The sequence below is a fragment of the Marinobacter nanhaiticus D15-8W genome (genome assembly GCF_036511935.1).
In the GTDB taxonomy this organism is placed as follows: Bacteria; Pseudomonadota; Gammaproteobacteria; order Pseudomonadales; family Oleiphilaceae; genus Marinobacter_A; species Marinobacter_A nanhaiticus.
Map to the genome: position 1 here is coordinate 2,779,973 of NZ_AP028878.1, position 20,097 is coordinate 2,800,069.

The following is a 20,097-nucleotide window of genomic DNA, read 5'->3' on the forward strand; positions in this document are numbered from 1 at the left end:
TCATGCAAACATTTGATTTGACCCTGATCTGGGCAGTGATTATCGGCTTCGGCGTCATCATGTATGTACTGATGGACGGATTCGACCTGGGGGTGGGTATCCTCTTCCCCTTCGCACCGAACGAGGAAGCCCGGGATGTGATGATGAACTCGGTGGCGCCCGTGTGGGACGGCAACGAGACCTGGCTGGTGCTCGGCGGCGCCGGGTTGCTGGCGGCGTTCCCGCTGGTGTACTCGATCTTCCTGCCGGCGATGTATATCGGTGTTTTCCTGCTGCTGGCAGGGCTGATCTTCCGCGGTGTGGCGTTCGAATTCCGCTTCAAGGCGCGCACGTCACGCTACCTGTGGAACTGGGCGTTTGCCGGTGGTTCCATGGTCGCGGCTTTCGCCCAGGGTGCGGTGGTTGGCGCCTACGTGCAGGGCTTCGAGACGGAGAACATGCGCTACGTCGGCGGTGCGCTCGACTGGCTGACACCATTCACTGTGCTCACAGGCCTGGGCCTGATGGCCGGTTACGCGCTGTTGGGCAGCACATGGCTTATTCTGAAGACCGAAGGCTACATCCAGGAATGGGCCTACAAGATCACCCGTCCGCTGTTGCTGGCGGTGCTGGTGGTGTTTGCTCTGGTCAGCTTCTGGACGCCGTTTATCGATGAGCTGGTGCGCGACCGTTGGTTCTCCACGATCCAGGTGATCTGGGTGTTCCCGGCGCTGGCGCTGTTCTGCGCCTGGCAGATCCTCAAGTCCGTCGGCAAGCGGCAGGAAGGTGTGCCCTTTGTCGCCACCATGGGCCTGTTCATCTTCAGCTACCTGGGACTGCTGGCCAGCCGCTGGCCGTACGTGGTGCCGCCGAACTACACCCTGTACGACGCGGCGTCCGCCTATGAATCGCAGCTGTTCCTGCTGCTGGGCCTGCTGTTCGTTATCCCCATCGTGCTGGCGTACACCGCCTGGACCTACTGGGTATTCCGCGGCAAGGTGAAAGCCGGTGTCGGCTATCACTGAGCCCGACGTCCAAACCGACGCACCTCGCCCGGCCGAGTCCGGGCGGGGTGACGCCGCATCCAGACCTGACCAGGAACGGGAACGCCGCAAGCGCATCCGTACCTGGCTCAAATCCCTTTCCCAAGACGCCGCGCCCCAGGTTCGCCTGGCGGTGATCGGCGGTGTCGTCAGTGCCGTCGCGATGATCGTGCAGTTGGGTCTGACCGCCTGGCTGGTCGAACGCGTGGTGATGCGGGAAACCTCGATATCCGATCTGGTACCGATCGTCGTGGGCATCGCCATTGCGATCCTGTTCCGCGGCGCATTCCAGGTGGTTCGTGACCATGCTGCAGCGGCGTCCAGCCACCGCATTCGTCAGCGGGTCCGGCAAGACCTGATTAGTCATTGGCGCAAGGCCGGGCCCGTCGGACTGTCTGGCGTCAGCCCTGCCACCCTCGCCAGCGAATGGCTGGAACAGGTGGAGGCGCTGCATGGGTATTTCGCGCGTTTCCTGCCGCAGATGATGCTCGCGGTGATCGTTCCGCTACTGATCCTGATCGTGGTGATGCCGCTGGACTGGATTGCTGCGGGCTTCCTGTTTCTTTCAGCACCCTTGATTCCGCTGTTCATGGCCCTGGTCGGCATGGGCGCGGAGAAACTGAACCAACAGCATTTCGAAACCCTGGGACGCCTGTCGGGGCACTTCCTCGATCGCCTGCGCGGACTGACCACGCTTCAGCTATTGGGACAGACGCGTCGTGCGACCGAGGATGTTGGGAGAGCCACAGATCAGTACCGGCGTATCAACATGAAGACACTGCGGGTGGCGTTCCTCTCGTCGGCAGTGCTGGAGTTCTTCGCCTCCGTCGCCATCGCGGTGATCGCCATGTATATCGGCTTTGGCTTGCTGGGCTATATCACGTTTGGTGGCGCGGATGAGCTCAGCCTGTTTACCGGCCTGTTTATCCTGCTGCTAGCACCGGAGTTCTTCCAGCCGTTGCGCCTGCTCTCCCAGCACTATCACGATCGGGCCTCGGCCCTGGGCGCGGCGGGAGGGATCCTCGACCGGTTGGATACGCCGGTGAGCGCCCCTGTATCGAATACCGTTGGATCTGCAAATGATGTCGATATGGGCATCCGGCTTGAGCACATCACTTTCGGCTTTGCCAACCGGCCCAAGCTGCTGGACGACCTGTCCCTTTCCATCAAGCACGGCCAGGTTGTGGGTATCCAGGGGCCGTCAGGGTGTGGGAAATCCACGCTGCTGCATCTCATTGCCGGTTTCTGCTCGGCGGACGCTGGCGAAATCGCCGTATTCGGTGAGCAGCCCGGCACACGCCCCTTCGGGTGGCTGGGCCAGGCTCCGTTCATCCTCCATGGCAGTTGGGCCGATAACTTGCGGCTGGTGGCGCCGGAGGCCAGTGACGCCCAACTCAAGGCCGCGATGGAGAAGGCCGGCCTGTTGCGTCTGCTGGAAGACCGCGCAGAGGGTCTCGACGCGCCGATTTCCGAATCCGGCGCGGGCCTGTCTGGTGGCCAGGGACGCCGGTTGGCGCTGGCCCGGGTATTCCTGGCGGACTATCCGCTGGTGCTGCTCGACGAGCCCACCGCCGGGTTGGATGCCGAGAGCGAGCAACAGATCATCGATACCCTCAAACGCCTGGCGGATGGCAATCGCACGCTGGTTATGGCCAGCCATCACCCTGCGCTGCTGGCCATGGCGGACAAGGTTTACCGGCTGGATAACGGGAGATTGCACGATGCGTGAGCTGATTCCATGGCTGCGCCTGATCTTCCAGCGCAAGGGCCGACTGGTGCTCGGCGGCGGCCTGATCCTGCTAACCGTGCTGTCGGCGGTCGGGTTGCTGGGTCTGTCCGGCTGGTTCCTGACCGCTTCGGCGGTCACGGGCGCCCTGGTCGCCCAGGGTATCAACGCCACATTGAATATCTACGTGCCGGGCGGCGGCATCCGCTTTTTCGCCGTGACCCGGACGGTGGCCCGTTATGTGGAGCGGGTATTCAACCACGATACCGTCCTGCGCTTGCTCGCAGATCTGCGGGTCAGACTGTTTGCCACCCTCGCCCGTCAATTGCCCCAAGAGCGTATCCAGGCGCGCGCCTCCGACCGGCTCAGCCGCCTGGTGCAGGACATCGATGCACTGGACAACCTGTACCTGCGGCTGCTCGCGCCCCTCGGTGTTGCGCTTCTGGCATCGCTGGTGGTGTCGGCTTTGGCGTTGCTGGTGAGCATCGATCTTGCGCTGGTACTGCTCGGTGTTTTCGTCGCCTTACTGTTCATCATCACCCTGGGTCTGGCGCGGGCCAATGTGCATCGAACTTCCCAGCGCGTGGATGCGCTGGAGACGATTCGCGGCCGGGTCATCGAAACCCTCGAAGGCCAGGCGGAGCTGCGCGCCGCAGGTCTGATGGGCGACCACAGTTCGCGCCTGATGGCCGACGATTTGGCCATGATGGAGCCACAACTCGCGACGGAACGTTCGGTAGCCTGGGCCCAGGGGTTAATCACCTGGAGTTTGCAGGGCGCCATGCTCGTCGCCCTGATTTTCGGCCTCGCCGCGTTTGGATCGGGGACGGTCAGCGGACCGGTCGTGGTCCTGATCGCATTGGCCCTATTGGGTTTGGGGGAAGTCTTCATCAACCTGCCCCAGGCCTTTGCGGACTACGGCGGTACGGTGGCTTCCGCCCGTCGGTTGAATCACGAAGCCCGGCACGAGATGCCGGAGCGCGCGCCGATCGATGATTGGACTAGCCCCGGAGCGCTGGAATGGCGGGATATCAGCTTTGGCTATTCAGAGCAGACGCCCGTGGTCGACCACTTCAGTTTGCGGCTGGCGCCGGGCGACCAGGTGGGCATTATCGGTGTATCCGGCAGCGGCAAGTCCACGTTGGGCGATTTAGCCGCAGGACTGGTTACGCCGGATTCCGGTGAGATGCTATGCCATGGGCGCCCCTGGTGGCCCGCTAACGGGTCGGGCGTCCTGCGCGGCGTGGCTTACCTCACCCAGCGGACCCACCTGTTCAACGGCACCCTGCAGGAAAATCTCAGGATGGCCCGGCCGGACGTCAGCGCCGGTGAGATCTGGCATGCACTGGAAGTCGTGCAGATGGCGAAAGCCGTGGATCAGTGGCCATTGGGATTGATGACCTGGGTCGGCGAAGCAGGACGCCAGCTCTCAGGCGGCGAAGCCAGGAGAATCGCCCTGGCCCGCACCCTGCTGCTCAAGGCGCCTGTCGTGATCCTGGACGAACCTTTCACCGGACTCGACCAGGATACCGCCGAACGCCTATCCGCTGCCCTGGCAACCGAACTCAGCGGCAAGACGGTCGTGGCCCTGGCCCACGACGAAAGCGCCCTGCCGAATGTGCACCGGGTCATTCGACTCGATTAGCGCTCCAATAGCTCGAAACGCAGGCCAGCATTGGCGACCAGGCGGTCAATGCCTTTCTGGCCGAACAGTGACGCGGGCGTCCAGAAACCGCCTGCCTGACGCGCTTCCTTGTCGATATCGAAGGCCAGGCACATCGCTGCTTCGCCCAGCATCTTGCCGGTGGATCCATAACCCGGATCGCGGTCGCCGGTGACCTTGGCTCGAATCAACTCGCCGTTGGCTGAAATACCGACGAAACGCAGATCGAAGAAGCCTTGCTCCTGGGCCTTGAGACCCGGACCTTCGCCCGGCTTCGGCAGGACGAATTTCTCCAACGCCCAACGGGACGGTTTGATCGCGCTGGCCACGAAAAAACCGCCTGTGGCACCGGCAATACCCAAGGCTGTAGCACGCCCCTTGAGCCCCTTCCCGGTCAACATCGCTTCGTCATAGCCAAATTCCTGGCCGTAAGCCGCACCCTGCAGTGCATTCGAGCGATGCACCACCCGCGTATTGATGGCACCCATGACGAACGGCGCGGTCCAGGCGCCGAAATCCTCATCAAACTCGGCCCCTTTTACATTGTGCTGGCGGCGCGAGGAACGGAACCCCCGCGGACACAGCGAATAGGGATTGGCCAGCTCCTTTCGCAGTTTCGGATCGGAACCGGCCTCCTTCGCCACGTTCATCATGCTGGCGATGGTGCCGCCTGAGAACTCGCCCTTGGCGGCCTTTACGCGCATCTTCACCGTTGGGCATGCAGCACCGAATTGACGGTTGGCTTGCTGCTGGAGGAAGAACACGCCCATATCGGACGGAATCGAGTCGAAACCACAGCAGTGGACGATGCGCGCGCCGGTCACCTTGGCCTGTTCCTCGTAACGCTGGATCATCCGGTTGATCCACTGCACCTCGCCGGTCAGGTCGCAGTAGTCGATGCCCTCCGACACCGCTACCTTGACCAGCGGTTCGCCATAGAGCGCGTACGGACCGACGGTGGAAATCACGACACGGGTCTGTTGGCACATGGATTTCAGGGCGGATTCGTCGCTGGCGTCGGCGACGACGATATCCAGGTCCGCAGCGCCTTCGCCCAGGTCCGTCTTCAGGGTAACCAGCTTGGCTTCGTTGCGACCTGCGATGGCCCATTTGACCTCGCGCCCGACACCGTAGCGTTCCAGCAGGTAACGGCAGAGGATCTGCCCCACAAAGCTCGTTGCTCCAAATACAACAATATCGAACGGTTTATCGTTCATCCTATAGTCCTTTTTCCGAAAATCCCCTTGATAAAGTGGTTTAGATATACGTCTTATTATTCTGTTTTATCTGCAGTTATGGTGTCCAATCAGTGTGCCGTCGATCAGGGTACCTTCCTGACGACCATCAACTTCATAAACACGGCCAGCCCAAGGCCCCAACATCCATTGAGGATGAGTCCGCCGATCCATGTCTGTGCGGTGACATCCAATCCCTTGAGCGGAAACACAACCAGCATGGCCACTGCCGTCGGGCCGATCGCCCCTAATACGATAGCCAGCGTCCAGTGAAGAACCGGTGAAAGGTTGCGAATCAGCGCCCAGATCGGGAGCCCCCAAAGCCCACCGAAGAAGGCCAGCGATAGTACCGCAGGTACGCCGAATGGCGGCACCGGGCTCAGGTTATAGGGCTCGGCCGGCACCACCCCCATCACATGGAAGAGCCCGAACAGCCCCTGGTGGAAAATCAGGGTAGCCAGCACGCCGGCCACAAACGCCTTTATCCAGATCATACCTTCTCCTTTGATCGGTTCCCTGGCATTGGGTACAACGATACTCGATCAGTAAATGCGTCCACGGCTGCCGAGGCGGTAACGCAACGCTTCCGGAAGAATACGCGAAAGGCCGCCCATGGTCTTGTTGAACGCACCGGGTACGCATACCGGCCGCCCGGCCAGCACAGCGCGGTAGCCGGCATCCACGACCGTCTCCGCATCCTGCCAGAAAACGGACGGTAGCTTGCTGACCAGGTCCCGGGTGCCCTGGACGTCATGAAATTCAGTGTAGGTAAAGCCGGGGCACAGTGCCGTGACGTGAACGCCAGAGCGCTTGAACTCCATATCGGCACTCTCGGAGGCGTTGAGCACGTAGCTCTTGATACCGGTGTAGAGCATGCCCGCCGGCGTCGGCGCAAACGCGGCCAGTGATGAAACATTCACGATATGGCCGTAACCCCTTGATACCATTTGCTTGCCGAAGCGGATCATGAGTTCGGTCAGGGCGGTAACCATCACCTGTATTTCCTGCTGCAACTCGGGCCATTCGCTTTTGACCAGGCTGGTCTTTGCCGCAAAGCCGGCATTGTTGACGAGGAAATCCACATGCAGGTCCCAGGTCTGCACCTGGTCGATGATCCGCGACGGCGCCTGCGGGTCGCCCAGATCCTCGGATAACACACGAACGTCAACGCCGTATTTCCCAGCAAGGGACTCGGCCAGCGCTTCCAGGCGCTCCCGGCGGCGGGCAACGAGGATCAGGTTATAGCCTTCCCGGGCCAGCCGGTGAGAAAATCGTTCACCGATACCGGCGGAGGCACCGGTAATCAGGGCGGTTCGCTTGCTCATCGTAGTCATCCTTGGATGTTTGTGCCCAGGACCTGAAGCATGTCTGGGCCGAAGTGTTTGCCTCAGGGTGCTGCATCGGCAGAGGGAACACTATCGCAACTGCGAAAGGCGATAAACGGCACCTCGGCCAATCGCATTGTCATGGCTCTCCATCAGACTGTGGGCTTTCGAACCATGACTTACCCGATTCGTCACACTCTACCCTGTCACGGCCGGGTACAGTTGTGAATTTGCACCTCTTTACGGGAGTTTTACACGTGACGGCGTTCCTAACCGTATGTGTGATCGGCTTGCTGATCGGATCGGCCCTGCTCTTCTTCCAGCTTCGTCGCCAGGGCGAGCTCTTGAACAACGCACTGCACCGCTTGGAGACCCTCGGCAGCGACGACGATGCGCCCGGCACGGAGCCTTATATGGTACTCACGGTCCGTGTGGTCGACCCCATCGGCGTGGCCAAACGGGAATCCCGCTCGGCCCGAATCGTGGCAGATCACCTGCCCAATATGGTGCGGCGAAGGGTCTACCAGCAAGTCATGCGCGAGGTCGGCGCCGAGCTGGCCGAGCGCGGCGTAGAGGCGGAAATGAAGGTGGAATACAGGTAAAGAGCGGTCATCGGTAAAACTGGCACCGGAGAGACGCTATGGACAGGATGCTGTTGCTGCTTGTTGTGCTGAATGGATTGGCACTGGGCTGGATGCTCTGGCGCACCCATCGCAACGAGCGCCGGTTGGGCCTGCTGAACCGACGGCTGGTCAGTGTCGAGGATCCCCAGCGCAAACAGCAGTTCGAGTTTATCGAGGCCGACAATCGGCGCAAGTTATTGCGGGAGTCCGTGGATACGAGCACCAGCGCCATCGAGCTCATCCATCGGGCGGTGACGACCACGACTTTCGAAGCTATCGACCGGTTGAGCCGCAGCGAGCGCCTGCGGGAAAACAACTTGCGCGCGCGGGAGATCCACGACGATGCCACCCGCAACGTCTACCGCTCGATCCGCATCGCCAACCGTCATGTCCACGCCGTGGCGAACGCCATTATCGCGATCAACCGCAAACGCCGTAACGGCAACGATCGCAACGATGATTGAGGTTTCACTTCTACTCCGGCGGATAACTTTCTAGAATTCCGCATCCCTTTCCATCCGGAGTTTGCCCGTCATGCCGTATTCCGCGGATGTCCGTTCCGTACTGGGGCGCCTGCGTCGCATTGAATCGAGCAAGGTGTTCCAGACCACCGTTATCACGATCATCATCCTGTCCGCGCTGACCATCGGCGCCAAGACCTATGATCTGCCGCCGCTGGTCGAGCAGACCCTGCAGTTCCTCGATAGCGCGATCACCGTATTCTTCCTGCTGGAGATCATCTTCCGCTTCGCCGTATTCCCGGATAAGAAACGTTTCCTGCTGGACGGCTGGAACCTGTTCGACACCATCGTCGTGATTGGCAGCCTGATCCCCCTGGATAACTCCGACGCGGTGCTGCTGGGCCGTCTGCTCCGGGTATTCCGGGTCCTGCGTCTGGTGTCAGTTGTGCCGGAACTGCGGTTCCTTATCAACTCCCTGCTCAAAGCCATCCCCCGCATGGGCTACATCGCCCTGCTGATGTTCATCATCTTCTACATCTACGCGGCCATGGGTTCGCTGTTCTTCACCAGCATTAACGAGGAACTGTGGGGTGATGTAGCGATCGCCATGCTGACCCTGTTCCGCGTCGCTACGTTCGAGGATTGGACCGACGTGATGTACGAAACCATGACGGTTTATCCGATCAGCTGGCTCTACTACGTCACCTTTATCTTCCTCACCGCCTTCGTGTTCCTGAACATGATGATTGGCGTCATCCTCGAAGTCATGAGCGCCGAACAGAACAGCCGCGAAGCCGAACAGGCCCACCAGGAGCGCGACGACATGGCCCGCAAGCTGGACGAGGTGCAACAGCAGTTGAATGGACTGACGGAGATGTTGAATAGTCGATTGCCTGGGCCTGCGGACGAACAGCATCAGCAGGAAAGATAACCGAGCTAGAGGTCCACTGTTTAAATGTAGCCGACGCTTCAGCTTCGGAGGGCCCGGCAGGGCCCCGGGGGTATATCGGCAAGCCTGCGGCTTGCTCGGAAGCTGAAGCGTCCGCTACACGCTCGAGTTAACCGAGACTTGCACCGATACTTGGGCCTCGGTGTCGCCCTCGGTTTACTTCACAGGCACCTTCGGCGCCTCAGAAGCTGAAGCTTCTGCTACACACTCGAGTTAACTGGAGCATGTAGCCGACGCTTTAGCTTCGGAGGGCCCGGCAGGGCCCCGGGGGTATATCGGCAAGCCTGCGGCTTGCTCGGAAGCTGAAGCGTCCGCTACATGCTCGAGTTAGCTGGGAGATGTAACCGATACTTGGGCTTCGGTGCCGCTCTCGGTTTACTTCATACGCACCTTCCGCGCCTCAGAAGCTGAAGCATTCGGCACACGCTTGAATTAACTGGAGCATGTAGCCGACGCTTTAGCTTCGGAGCAGCCCTTCGGGCTGCCGGGGGTCACTGGTACTCAGAGTCCAGATACACTGAATCCCAGTGCGGGTAGTAACGTATCGATCGGACTAACCCCGCCCGAACGGGATTCAGGATGATGTAGCGGGCTATGTCACGCCGATCATCGCTACTCCGAAGAGTTCGTTCGTGGAATCCTTTTTGCCAGGGAATCTGCATACCAGCATTCCTGGAGGAGTGTATTTTCAGCCGGGCGACGACGTGTCCAAGGCCTTTCTCACAGGTCAGTGACAGCAGCAAATGCAGGTGATCAGGCATGACGACCCAGGCCGTTATCGTCGCCAGCTTCTGCACTTCCAAATGCCGCATGGCACCGATAGTTGCCCGAGCAACGGAAAAGTTCTCGAATTTAGGGGTGCGGCTTTGGGTGCATAGGGTTACCAGGTACTCCTGTCCAACCGCTGAATACCGGTGGACGGTTGCGTCCTTGTAGCTCACTTTTTGTTCCTTCCTTGGAATTACATTTCTCTCGGGCACCTTCGGCGCCTCAGAAGCTAAAGCTTCTGCTATACGCTCGAGTTAACTGGGAAATGTAGCCGACGCTTTAGCTTCGGAGGGCCCGGCAGGGCCCCGGGGTATATCGGCAAGCCTGTGGCTTGCTCGGAAGCTGAAGCGTCCGCTACACGCTCGAGTTAGCTGAACACATAACGATGGTTTAGCCTCAGTGCTGCCGACATTAGCGGACTATTTTCGTAGGCACCTTCGGCGCCTCAGAAGCTGAAGCTTCTGCTACACGCTCCAGTTAACTGGGAAATGTAGCCGACGCTTTAGCTTCGGAGGGCCCGGCAGGGCCCCGGGGATATATCGGCAAGCCTGCGGCTTGCTCGGAAGCTGAAGCGTCCGCTACACACTCGAGTTAGCTGAAACTTGTAACTGATCCTTGGGCTTCGGTGCCGCGCTGGGTTTACTTCACAGGCACCTTCGGCGCCTCAGAAGCTGAAGCATTCGCTGCACGCTTAAGTTAACTGGAGCATGTAGCCGACGCTTTAGCTTCGGAGGGCCCGTCAGGGCCCCGGGGGTATATCGGCAAGCCTGCGGCTTGCTCGGAAGCTGAAGCGTCCGCTACATGCTCGTGGGTGCCTTCGGGACTATTTCTCCAGGGCTGCTCTCAACCCAGATGTCCGCGTCACCCCGCGCCCGATCGCCTCCCGAAACACCGATTCATCCGGCAACAGCAAACTGAACCAATGCCGAGCCCGAGTGATTCCCGTGTACACTAACTCACGAGTCAGGACGGGATTCGTTCTGTCCGGCAGCACGAGGCAGGTATGGATAAATTCCGATCCCTGGGATTTATGCACCGTCATGGCGTACACGGTTTCCACGGCGTGGAGGCGGCTCGGCAGGACCCACTTGATGCGTCCGCTGCCATCGTTGGCGGGAAAGGCCACCCGCAGGATCTGGCGTACGCCCTGCCCGTTCTCCGCCTCGACCGGGAGCGATAACGTAATCCCGATATCCCCGTTCATAAGCCCGACGCTGTAGTCGTTCCGCGTCACCAGCACAGGACGGCCGGCATACCAGCCTTCGGTTGCGGGGATCAGGCGTCGGTCGCGCAGCGCCTGGGCGATTAGCTGGTTTAATCCTTCGACCCCGAACGGCCCCCGGCGCAGTGCGCACAAAACCTGGAACTGGTTATGCGCCTTCAGTACGCCGCCAGCCCACTGGTCCAGCGCTTCCTGGCTCGCACCGACGCCAGGCGCGGAAGCTTTCATCACGTCGAGATAATGCGCATAACCTTCTGGCGGAGCTATAGTTTTACCGCCAGTTTGGCGTTCCCGCCCTTCATTTTGGAAATATCGGGCGCCCCCGTCGATACAATGCGCACTGATCGTGGCTTCAGCCGACCGTGGCGGAAGCAGCACGCGCGCAATGTCCGAATAGCCTTCTTCAAACAGTCCGGATACAGCCTGAGGTGCAACGATCTGGTCCTCCGTCCCGGCCTGGTTGACGGCCTGCGCCAGTTGCCCGATGCCACTCTGCGCATCGAAACGATAGCTGTGGCGCAGTAGCGTGATGCTCTGGTCTAGCGTGGAGCCCTGGTCGTCCATGAACTGCCGATCGATCGGGCAACCGGATATCTTCTCCAGCCACGCAATCGTCGACGCGTGATAACGGCCCTGGTGAGCTCGCTGGCACAGGTCGCCAAGCACAGCCCCCGCGTCCACGGAGGCAAGCTGATCCTTATCGCCCAGCAGGATAAGTTGGGCGTTTTCCGGCAAGGCGTCGAGCACCTGGGCCATCATCTCCACATCCACCATGGAGGCTTCGTCTACGACGAGCACATCCAGCAGCAGCGGGTTGTTGCGGTTGTGCCGGAACTGGCGGGAACCCGGGATGCTCCCCATCAGTCGATGCAGCGTAGTGACTTCGGTCAGTATGGCCTGGCGCAGGGCTTCGCCGTCACCGAAGGCCTTGAGATCGAGGTTGTCGATGGCCCCGGCGATGGATTCGTTCAGCCGGGCGGCGGCTTTCCCCGTCGGCGCAGCCAACCGGATGATGAGCTGGCGCGAGTCGTTTGTTCGGTTCATGGCTACATGCTGCAAAGCCGCCAGCAGACGTACAACGGTGGTGGTCTTGCCCGTACCGGGGCCACCAGTGATAACGCTGAAACCCTGCCGCGCGGCGTTGGCGCAAGCGACGCGCTGCCAATCGGTGGCAGCGTCCGGACGTGCTGGTCCAAACAGCCGTTCCAGGGCTTCGGCCAGATGTCTGGTATCACCTGAGTCGGCATCCTGGATCGCAGATTGCCGCGCCAGACGCTGCTCTATACGGCTTGCGATGGTTTGCTCATACCGCCAGTAACGCCGCAGGTAGAGCCGTAAACCGTCGCGCACCAGGGCAGGTTTTCCGGTGCCGATGGGTCGGATGCGTCCGCAACCAGAAGCGGATTGGCCAGGGCGTCAGCCCAATCCCGTTCACTGACGCCCAGCAGGACTTCGGAAGGCAGCAGACGATACTCTGGCGCGTCCTCGTTTTCGGGCGGCAGGGACAGAAGTGCGTCGTAACCCTTACGGTTCATGGTGGCCAGATCGACACAGACATGGCCCCGCCCCAGCTGGTGCGAAGCCAGCGCGATGGCCATAAGTAGCAACGGTTCAGTGGGCTGCCCTGCCTTTTCCGCTTCGGTCTTCAGGAGCTGCACGAGGGACAGGTCCAGCGCCCGCAACCATTCCATGTCGACCCAGCGGCGCAGGATATCGATCACCGCGTCGGCGGTCTGCAGGGGCGCGGCCTCGAATTCAAGCGTTTGTTGGATATGATCCTCGGTCACGCCGTAGCCTCCTCGCTTTCTGCCAGTGGCAAGCCCCGGAACAGTCTGTCCATTTGCTCGATCAGCCCCTTGGGCGGGCGTTCGCAAAATACGCCGCGTGTAGGCGCCCCGTTTCCGCGCAGGAACAGGTAGACGGCACCGCCGATGTGGGCGTCGTAATCGTAGTCCGAGAGCCGGGATTTCAGCAGACGATGGAGTGCCAGCAGGTAAAGGCAGTACTGGAGGTCATAGCGATGCTCGGCCACGACCTGGGCAAGGGCCTCTTCAAGGTAGTCCGCGTCGTCCGGGCCGATGTAGTTGGATTTGTAGTCCGCCACGTAGTAACGCCCTTCGTGCTCGAAAACCAGGTCGATAAACCCCTTGAGCATGCCATTCAGTTGCAGTGCGGATGACACAGGTCGCGAACGCCCACCTAACGTCGAGTTCCGCACAATCTCGTCCAGTTTGCGTACATCCAATTCGCGGCTGGCAAACCAGAATTCCATCTCAGGCACGATGGTGGGTTCGTCGATGAACTTCAGCGTCGATGCACTTCCGTCCGGTTGTTCGGGCAGCGGCAACGCAGTCTGGATCAGATCCAGCAGCCAGTTTTCCAGCGGCTGTGCCCAGCCCTCCCAGCCGCGGATACCGCAGCGACGCTCCAGCAGCTCGCGCAGTTCGGTGGGATCTTCGAAAACACTTTTGAAACCGGCTTCGGCGACCCATTCGAGAATACCGTGCAGGAATGTCCCCGGACCCGCGCCCCGGTAAAAACGATGGATGCGCCGTTCGGCGGGATTGGGATTGCGCAACGGCCGAAGACCTATCGTCGTCATATCCCGCTCTTCCTCCAGGCGTTCGGCATCCGGCGTTTCCGGTTCACGGGGAATCGTTGGGCCACTGACTTCGAGTAGCGTTTCGGCTACAGCGGAGGGCTGTTCGTAGCCAATTGCAGAATAACTGGCGATCCACCAGTGTTCGCCAGGCTGGCGTTGGGGAATACGGGCCGGACCGGGTATGGACGGCGTCGGCGGAAAGTAGCTTTGCTCAGTCGGCTCAGGCTGTTCGGCCACGACTATCGCCTCGCAATGGCCTCGAAGCCCCTGAAGACTTGCGGGCCAACCCGCGTCGTCGCTATACGAACACAGGGTCGCCAGCGCACTCAGGGGCGTCTCTTTCTTGATAAACGGCGCGCCGACCCAGGTGGCATAGCGAGCCCGCGTCAGGGCGACGTAGAGCTTACGGATGTCCTCCCCGAGGCGCTCTTCGTCAGCAATGGCAAGGACGTCGCCGTCCGGCTTGAAGCTAAGCTTGATGTTGCCGTTGGCATCGTGCCAGCGCACCGGTGGGTTCGAAGGATTGACCTGGCGCGCCATGGACGCAAACGGCAGGAAGACCAACGGATACTCCAACCCCTTCGACTTGTGCACGGTCACCACCTGCACCAGGTCCGCATCGCTTTCCAGACGCACTTGGCGCGTCTCGGCGTCAGTGTTGGGGTCGGCAATCATCTCGGCGAAATGACGGATCAGGGCCTGCTCGCCGTCGATCTGAAGGCTGGCGTGCTGTAGCAGTTCGGCGATGTGCAGCACATCCGTGAGGTAGCGTTCGCCGTTGGACTGGTTCAGCAGCCGCGCGGGAACATCGAATACCGATAGCATGCGACGAATCATCGCCAGCACACCTTTTTCGTGCCAGATCCGACCGAATTCCCGGAAACGCTCGATTTCCGCCTCCCAGGCCAACTCGTCCTGGCGCAGGTGATCCAACTCGTGCCAATCCCGCTCAAGTGTGGCGGTAGCCAGGGCTGCACGTACGGGCCGCTCCCGCTCGGGTTCCGCAGCCGCTTCCAGCCAGAGCAACACGTCCCGCGCCTGGGGCGTGTCGAGCACTGATGCCCGGTCGGACAGGTAGACACTTTTCACGTTTCTCGCAGACAGGGCCTGGCGTATCGCATCAGCTTCCCGGCCCGTATTGACCAGCACAGCGATATCGCCGGCCCGCAGCGGCTGCAATTCGTCTGCTACGACGCCAAATCCGGCTAGACCTTCGCGGCCCAAATTGAGCAAACGTACGATCTCACTGGCACAGGCCTCGGCGGTGGCAGCGGTAATGTCACCCTTGTTGCCATCCGCCTCGCTGTACCAGAGGTTCAGGGCTGCCGGGGTCTTGCCCTCCACGACGAAGGCTTCCTTTCGGCCCTGAGCCTCTACCGCGTTGAAGGGCAGCGGATTGTTGCCGTCGGGCGAACGGAACAGGAAGGCGCCACGGGCGTGCGTCTGGTCGCCATACAGGAAGACCTGGTTGCTAGCGGCCACCATGGCGCTGGCCGAACGGAAGTTGCGCGCCAGGGTGTAGTGTCGCCCTTCGGTTGCGCGCCGGGCCTTGAGATAGGTGTGGATGTCCGCGCCCCGAAACGCGTAGATTGCCTGCTTGGGGTCGCCGATCATTAAGAAGCCGGTAGCCTCGGCATTGTCCGCCACGTGGTAGACCGCATCGAAAATCCGGTACTGGATCGGGTCGGTGTCCTGGAATTCATCGACCAGGGCCAGCGGGAACTGGTCGCGAATAGCCGTCGCCAACCTCTCACCGCCCTCACCCTGTAACGCCTGATCCAGTCGGGTCAGCAGGTCGTCAAAACCCATCTCAGCCCGGCGCTGCTTCTCGACCTCGAGCCGTTGACGGCACCATTGGGCCGCATGACGAATCAGGGCTTCCCGTGGGATTTCCTTCTCGCGCTCTGCCGCCAGGGCGTCGACGGCCTCGACCAGTGGGGCACCCGAAGGTGCGTCCTGTTTCCAGGCCTCGCTGACGCCATCCGTGGTGAGCCGCTGCCAGACCTTGTCGCTCACCGCCGGCATGGCAACGCCTTCAGTGTCCGCCCATTCGAGCAAGCCGCCCAGCCAGCCTTCCAGCCAGTCCGCACGCATGACGCGTCCATTAATGGCCTTCGCCGCCTTGGCCTTCTCGAAACGCTCACGAAAATCAGCCACGGCGTCCGGAATACCGGGCCGCAAACGGTCGAACAGCGCTGCCCTGTCGGCCATGGCGGGTTCGATTAACTCAGCCGGGAAGACAGTGCCGTTTGGTCCATGGCTTCCGGGCTGCCAAGCAGCGGGCGCATATCCGACTGCAGCTGCTCCGGCGAACGCATCAGCTGCAGGTAGGTTTCGACGGCATCCACGGAAAGTGGATTGACGAAGGTGCGCCAGTAATCGAGTACGACTTCGGCCAACAACTCCGAATGGTCCGTCTCCAGGCTTTGGTGGAACAGGCCGCCGCTATCGAAGGCGTGTTCGCGCAGCATCCGGTAGCACCAGCTGTGGATGGTATGCACGGATGCCTCGTCCATGGACTCCGCAGCCAGTTCCAGCAGGCGCGCATTGGAGGCCCAGAATTCACCGTCACAGGCGTTGCGCAGACGTTTGAGCGGATCTTTCTCTGCCTCACGGTCTTCAACGGTGACGGTGGCCGGGTCAATCCGGAAGAGCTGGGCCGCCTCCGCCAGACGGGCACGGATACGGTCACGAAGCTCCTTCGTGGCCGCCTCGGTGAAGGTCACGACCAGGATGTCCCGCGGCGTCAGTCCCCGGCCGGTGTCGGCAATCGGTGCGTGACCGAGGATCGCCCGCACGTAGAGCAGCGCGATGGTGAAGGTCTTGCCGGTACCGGCGCTGGCCTCGATCAGGCGACTGCCATGAAGCGGGAAGGTTATCGGATCCAGGCGGTTGTCGAGGTTATCGGCCATCACGACGCCCCACCCTTGTCTTTTCGGCTCTCACCGTGAACGTTGTCCCGCAGCGGTCGATACAATCGATCCACCCATTGGGCAAACGCGCCGTCCTGCCAGAGGCTGTCAAAATCGGGATAGATCCGCTGCAGATAGGCATTCTGGTCGGCTTCACCACGGGTCATGAATTGCGTTTCGTAGGCGCCGCGGGCGGCCTTTTCCATGTGCTCCGGCCCCTTGGGCTCCGCACTCAGCCAGGCAAAAGCCGTCTTGGGGGCTACCGGGAGCGGTTGTTTCAGGGATTCCAGCCAGTGCGCCATTAGCGTTTGCAGCTGGTCTATTGCCGCTTCCTGGGTAATCGGTTGCAACGCAACATCGCCGGCCTGGCTCAGTATATGGGTCGTTACGGGCGCCGCTACGGCATTGGCCGCCAGGTGATGAATCCAGGGCCGTAGCAATTGGTGCCAGCGGTAGCGCCGGTCAGGGCTGGTGAGATTGCTGCTACTCAGCTGGATTTGCGCGGCCTGGCCGTCGTCTCCGTGGCGCAGGTCTCGTACCCAATCTTCAAGCACCAGCGTCTCATCACCGACGGAGAGTTCCAGCTTCAGGGGACGCAGGCTTTCAACCTCCGGATACTGGGTCAGCAATCCCTGATAGCGCATATAGAGCTCGGGTAATGGCGCCATGGCCTGGCGGATCTGCAGCTCGGCCAAACCTTCACTCAGGGCCAGCTCGCCCCGGCCGAGGGCCCGTCGGGCGGCCAGTTCGAGGTGTTCCATCAGGTGGTCGCCGTCTGTTTCCTGAAGCAGCACCTCCTGAACGAGCGTATCGGTGAGTTTCCAGCGTTCCAGGCCATCGAGCACGATAGGCTCTTCATCCTCGCTCTCATCGGCGTCGAGATCGAAGTAGACGCCCAGCCGGGCCTGGAAGAAGATATCGACAGGATTACGCAGGAACTGACTCAACTGGGCCAGAGCAATAGGCTGCTCGAAGACTTCGGGGGGCAGCGTCTCCAGTCTTGGAATTGCGGCCGTTTGCGTTGAATCCCGAGCGTCCAGCGCAGATCGCCATTCCCGCGCATAAGTGAACAAGCGCCCATCACCCGCCTCCGGAAAATAGGCGGTACTGAACGGCTGCAGCGGGTGCTCGGTGGTCAGTTCGGTTGATAGCTGGGCCTCGCCTTCAGCGGCCTGTCGAATCACGTCGATATGATCACGCAACTGCGCCACCAGAACCGACGCCGGCCGTTCGGAATTATCGTGGATGCTGCGCCCCACCCAACTGATGTAGAACTGGTCGCGCGCCGACAGGAAGGCCTCCAGGAACAGGAACCGGTCATCCTCCCGGCGCGAACGGTCGCCCGGACGATAATCCCGGGCCATCAGATCGAAATCCATCGGCGGTTGGGTCCGCGGATAATCACCGTCGTTCATACCCAACAGGCAGACCCTGCGGAACGGAATCGCCCGCATGGGCAATAACGTAGCGAAGTTGACCTTGCCCGCCAGGAACCTCTGGCTCAGGCCGCCCTGATCGAGTTGCTCCAGCAGGACATCACGGACCACATGCAGTGGCAGTTCATCTTCCAGCTCTGCTTCCTCGCAGGCATCCAGCCACTGCTCGACAGCGCTTTCCAACTGACTGAACAGCAGCACGTCCTCGCCTTCGGGCTCCAGGAAAAAGTCGCGGAGGAGCTGGTTGAGCATCTCCGCCCAGACCACAGGCTGACGGGGCTCGCTGAGCTTTTCCCAATAGGCCTGCAGCGTCTCTACGAAGCTGTTGAGCTGCCCGGCCAGCCGGCTCTCCAGTCCACCGACTTCGGCGTAGGGTTCGATGGCCTGCCAGGCTTCACCTTCACCGGTCGCATAGCCCAACAGCATCCGGCGAAGGCCGAACAGCCAACTATTGCGGAACAGCCCCTCCGGCAGGTCGAGCGATGCGCGGTGTTCGGCGTCCAGGCCCCAGCGGATATTTGCCCCGCGTATCCAGTCGTGGAGTTGGGGCAGATCGTCCTCGGTGAGACCAAAACGCTGCCTGAGCGGCGCCACGTCCAGCAGGTCGAGTACGTCGCTAACGGCGAGCCGTGATTCGGGCAGCGATAGGAGGGCTTCGAGAGCAACCAGTACCGGCGCCTGATGCCGTTGACCCTGGTCGGAGATGGTATAGGGGATATAGCGATCATCAGACGGATCGATCTGCCCGAATACCGCTTCGATATGCGGCGTGTAGGCATTGATGTCCGGCACCATAACGATCACATCCTGGGGCTTGAGCGTCTCGTCTTCGCTGAACGCGGCCAGGAGTTGATCGTGCAGGACTTCCACTTCGCGTAACGGACCATGGGTGCAATGGAAGACGAGCGAACGATCCAGGACATCCTCATCGGTTTTGGGACGCGCGCTTTCATGGACCGGGTTAAGGTCGAGGATATCGTTCTGGATCGCGCTCAGCAGCGTTTCGCGCTCGCTCGGGCGAAACAGGTCGACCCGGTCGAGCCAGTGTGCGTACTGCTCCGGCGCATCGTAGCCGTCCAGCAGGCGAATGTAGTCCCTACCCTGTTTGCCCCAGGCAGCCAGCAGCGGATGCGCATGCAGGTGTAGGTTGTGGTCGTCCAGTGTCATCGGCGTGCCGGGTTTACGGTCGCGCCGGCGCCGTTCGGCCCGCAATAGGTCGCGGTCCTCGATAATGTCCGCCCAGTGGTACTGACAAGGGTTATGAACGCAGAGAATGACTTGGCAGCACTGCCCCAGGCTACTGAGAACATCGAGGGTTTGCTGCGGCAGCGATGACAGACCAAACACGATGACCCGTCGCGGTAACTTCTGCGGACGGTTGACCGGACCCGCCGAGCGCATCGTCTCCAGGAAACGGGTATGCACCTCAGCCCGACTGGTGCTTGCGCCGCCATCCTCGATATCCGCAATCAAGCGACGCCAGAGTTCCGGCTGCCAGCGTTGCTCATCGGGCACGGGCCGTCGCTCGTCGGCGCGGATAACCACGACATCCTCGCCGTCGGACCAGGCATCCAGCCAGTCCGCTCGGTAGACCTGATACTGGTCGAACAGGTCCGCGACACGCTCGGCAAGCTGATAGCGACGACGCTCCTGCTGGCTACCCGTCAGGAAACGGGCCAGGGGTTCGAAAATGGGTTCGTGGGCGATCTCGGGGATCAGGCGGACCAGGCGCCAGGTCATGCGTTCCTTGTCGAACGGTGACTGCTGGGGAACCTGATCCTCGCCCAGTACCGTCCGGTAAACCTGCCAGAGGAAACGCGACGGCAGGGAGAATTGCATGGCGGCCGCAATGCCGTTGCCGGCAAGCTCGGGATCGTCTTCATCCCGCGCCAGCGCCAGCTTCAACCATTGGGCAATACCATTGGAGTGGACGAGGAAAACCTCGTTCTCCAGGGGCGCGAGCGGAAACTTGCGGATGATCTCGACCGTGACAGCACGCAGGTCTTCCAGCTTGTTGGCATGAACCACCTGGAAACCGGTGGGTACCTCCATCCTGTCCACTGCTGTCATAACGAAGCTCTGGCTACCAATATCACTCTTTGTGAGGGGCTTCCGATCAATACTCCCGCCGATGATACCGGGCGGCCGGCGCG

11 protein-coding genes and 2 pseudogenes are annotated in these 20,097 nt (G+C 61.1%); 6 read left to right on the forward strand and 7 right to left on the reverse strand.

Annotated elements, in window-relative coordinates:
* Positions 1-2 precede the first annotated feature (2 nt).
* From cydB to cydC, 3 genes are read left to right on the forward strand one after another with little or no spacing between them, the layout of a single operon-like run.
* Positions 3-1,004: a cytochrome d ubiquinol oxidase subunit II gene (gene cydB, locus RE428_RS12410; RefSeq protein WP_004582337.1), complete on the forward strand. Its 1,002-nt coding sequence runs from the start codon at positions 3-5 to the stop codon at positions 1,002-1,004.
* The gene (gene cydD, locus RE428_RS12415) at positions 988-2,751 is read left to right on the forward strand and encodes a thiol reductant ABC exporter subunit CydD (protein WP_004582338.1); all 1,764 of its coding nucleotides are present in this window, start codon (positions 988-990) and stop codon (positions 2,749-2,751) included. The genes cydB and cydD overlap by 17 nt, the downstream gene beginning before the upstream one ends.
* Positions 2,744-4,393, forward strand: coding sequence for a thiol reductant ABC exporter subunit CydC (gene cydC, locus RE428_RS12420; RefSeq protein ID WP_004582339.1), 1,650 nt, complete (start codon positions 2,744-2,746; stop codon positions 4,391-4,393). The genes cydD and cydC overlap by 8 nt, the downstream gene beginning before the upstream one ends.
* Here the strand turns inward: cydC and RE428_RS12425 are convergent.
* From RE428_RS12425 to RE428_RS12435, 3 genes are all read right to left on the reverse strand, one after another.
* A complete protein-coding gene (locus RE428_RS12425) occupies positions 4,390-5,628 on the reverse strand; it encodes a saccharopine dehydrogenase family protein (protein ID WP_004582340.1) in 1,239 nt (412 codons plus the stop codon). The genes cydC and RE428_RS12425 overlap by 4 nt on opposite strands.
* 104 nt (positions 5,629-5,732) lie before the next feature.
* Positions 5,733-6,140 (reverse strand): hypothetical protein, encoded by a 408-nt coding sequence (locus RE428_RS12430; protein ID WP_004582341.1) that lies wholly within the window; start codon positions 6,138-6,140, stop codon positions 5,733-5,735.
* Positions 6,141-6,188: 48 nt separating this feature from the next.
* Positions 6,189-6,971 carry an SDR family NAD(P)-dependent oxidoreductase gene (locus RE428_RS12435; protein WP_004582342.1) on the reverse strand — a complete coding sequence of 261 codons (783 nt, stop codon included), beginning with the start codon at positions 6,969-6,971 and terminating at the stop codon, positions 6,189-6,191.
* A 257-nt stretch (positions 6,972-7,228) separates the two neighbouring features.
* Here RE428_RS12435 and RE428_RS12440 point away from each other — a divergent pair, with 257 nt between their 5' ends.
* From RE428_RS12440 to RE428_RS12450, 3 genes are all read left to right on the forward strand, one after another.
* Complete coding sequence (locus RE428_RS12440) at positions 7,229-7,573, forward strand: hypothetical protein (protein ID WP_004582343.1); 345 nt, start codon at positions 7,229-7,231, stop codon at positions 7,571-7,573.
* Between the two features lie 38 nt (positions 7,574-7,611).
* Positions 7,612-8,058 carry a hypothetical protein gene (locus tag RE428_RS12445; RefSeq protein ID WP_004582344.1) on the forward strand — a complete coding sequence of 149 codons (447 nt, stop codon included), beginning with the start codon at positions 7,612-7,614 and terminating at the stop codon, positions 8,056-8,058.
* A 70-nt stretch (positions 8,059-8,128) separates the two neighbouring features.
* Positions 8,129-8,986, forward strand: a complete 858-nt coding sequence (locus RE428_RS12450) for an ion transporter (RefSeq protein WP_004582345.1) — start codon at positions 8,129-8,131, stop codon at positions 8,984-8,986.
* A gap of 509 nt (positions 8,987-9,495) precedes the next feature.
* Here the strand turns inward: RE428_RS12450 and RE428_RS12455 are convergent.
* The 4 genes and pseudogenes from RE428_RS12455 to recC form a co-directional block, all read right to left on the reverse strand.
* On the reverse strand, positions 9,496-9,945 hold the full coding sequence (locus RE428_RS12455) for an REP-associated tyrosine transposase (protein WP_004582346.1): 450 nt from the start codon (positions 9,943-9,945) through the stop codon (positions 9,496-9,498).
* A gap of 650 nt (positions 9,946-10,595) precedes the next feature.
* Positions 10,596-12,685 (reverse strand): annotated as a pseudogene (gene recD / locus RE428_RS12460) (exodeoxyribonuclease V subunit alpha).
* A 92-nt stretch (positions 12,686-12,777) separates the two neighbouring features.
* A pseudogene (gene recB, locus RE428_RS12470) lies at positions 12,778-16,508 on the reverse strand (exodeoxyribonuclease V subunit beta).
* Positions 16,508-20,014 carry an exodeoxyribonuclease V subunit gamma gene (gene recC, locus RE428_RS12475; protein WP_040882687.1) on the reverse strand — a complete coding sequence of 1,169 codons (3,507 nt, stop codon included), beginning with the start codon at positions 20,012-20,014 and terminating at the stop codon, positions 16,508-16,510. Before recC ends, recB begins: the two are co-directional and overlap by 1 nt.
* Between the last annotated feature and the right edge of the window lie 83 nt (positions 20,015-20,097).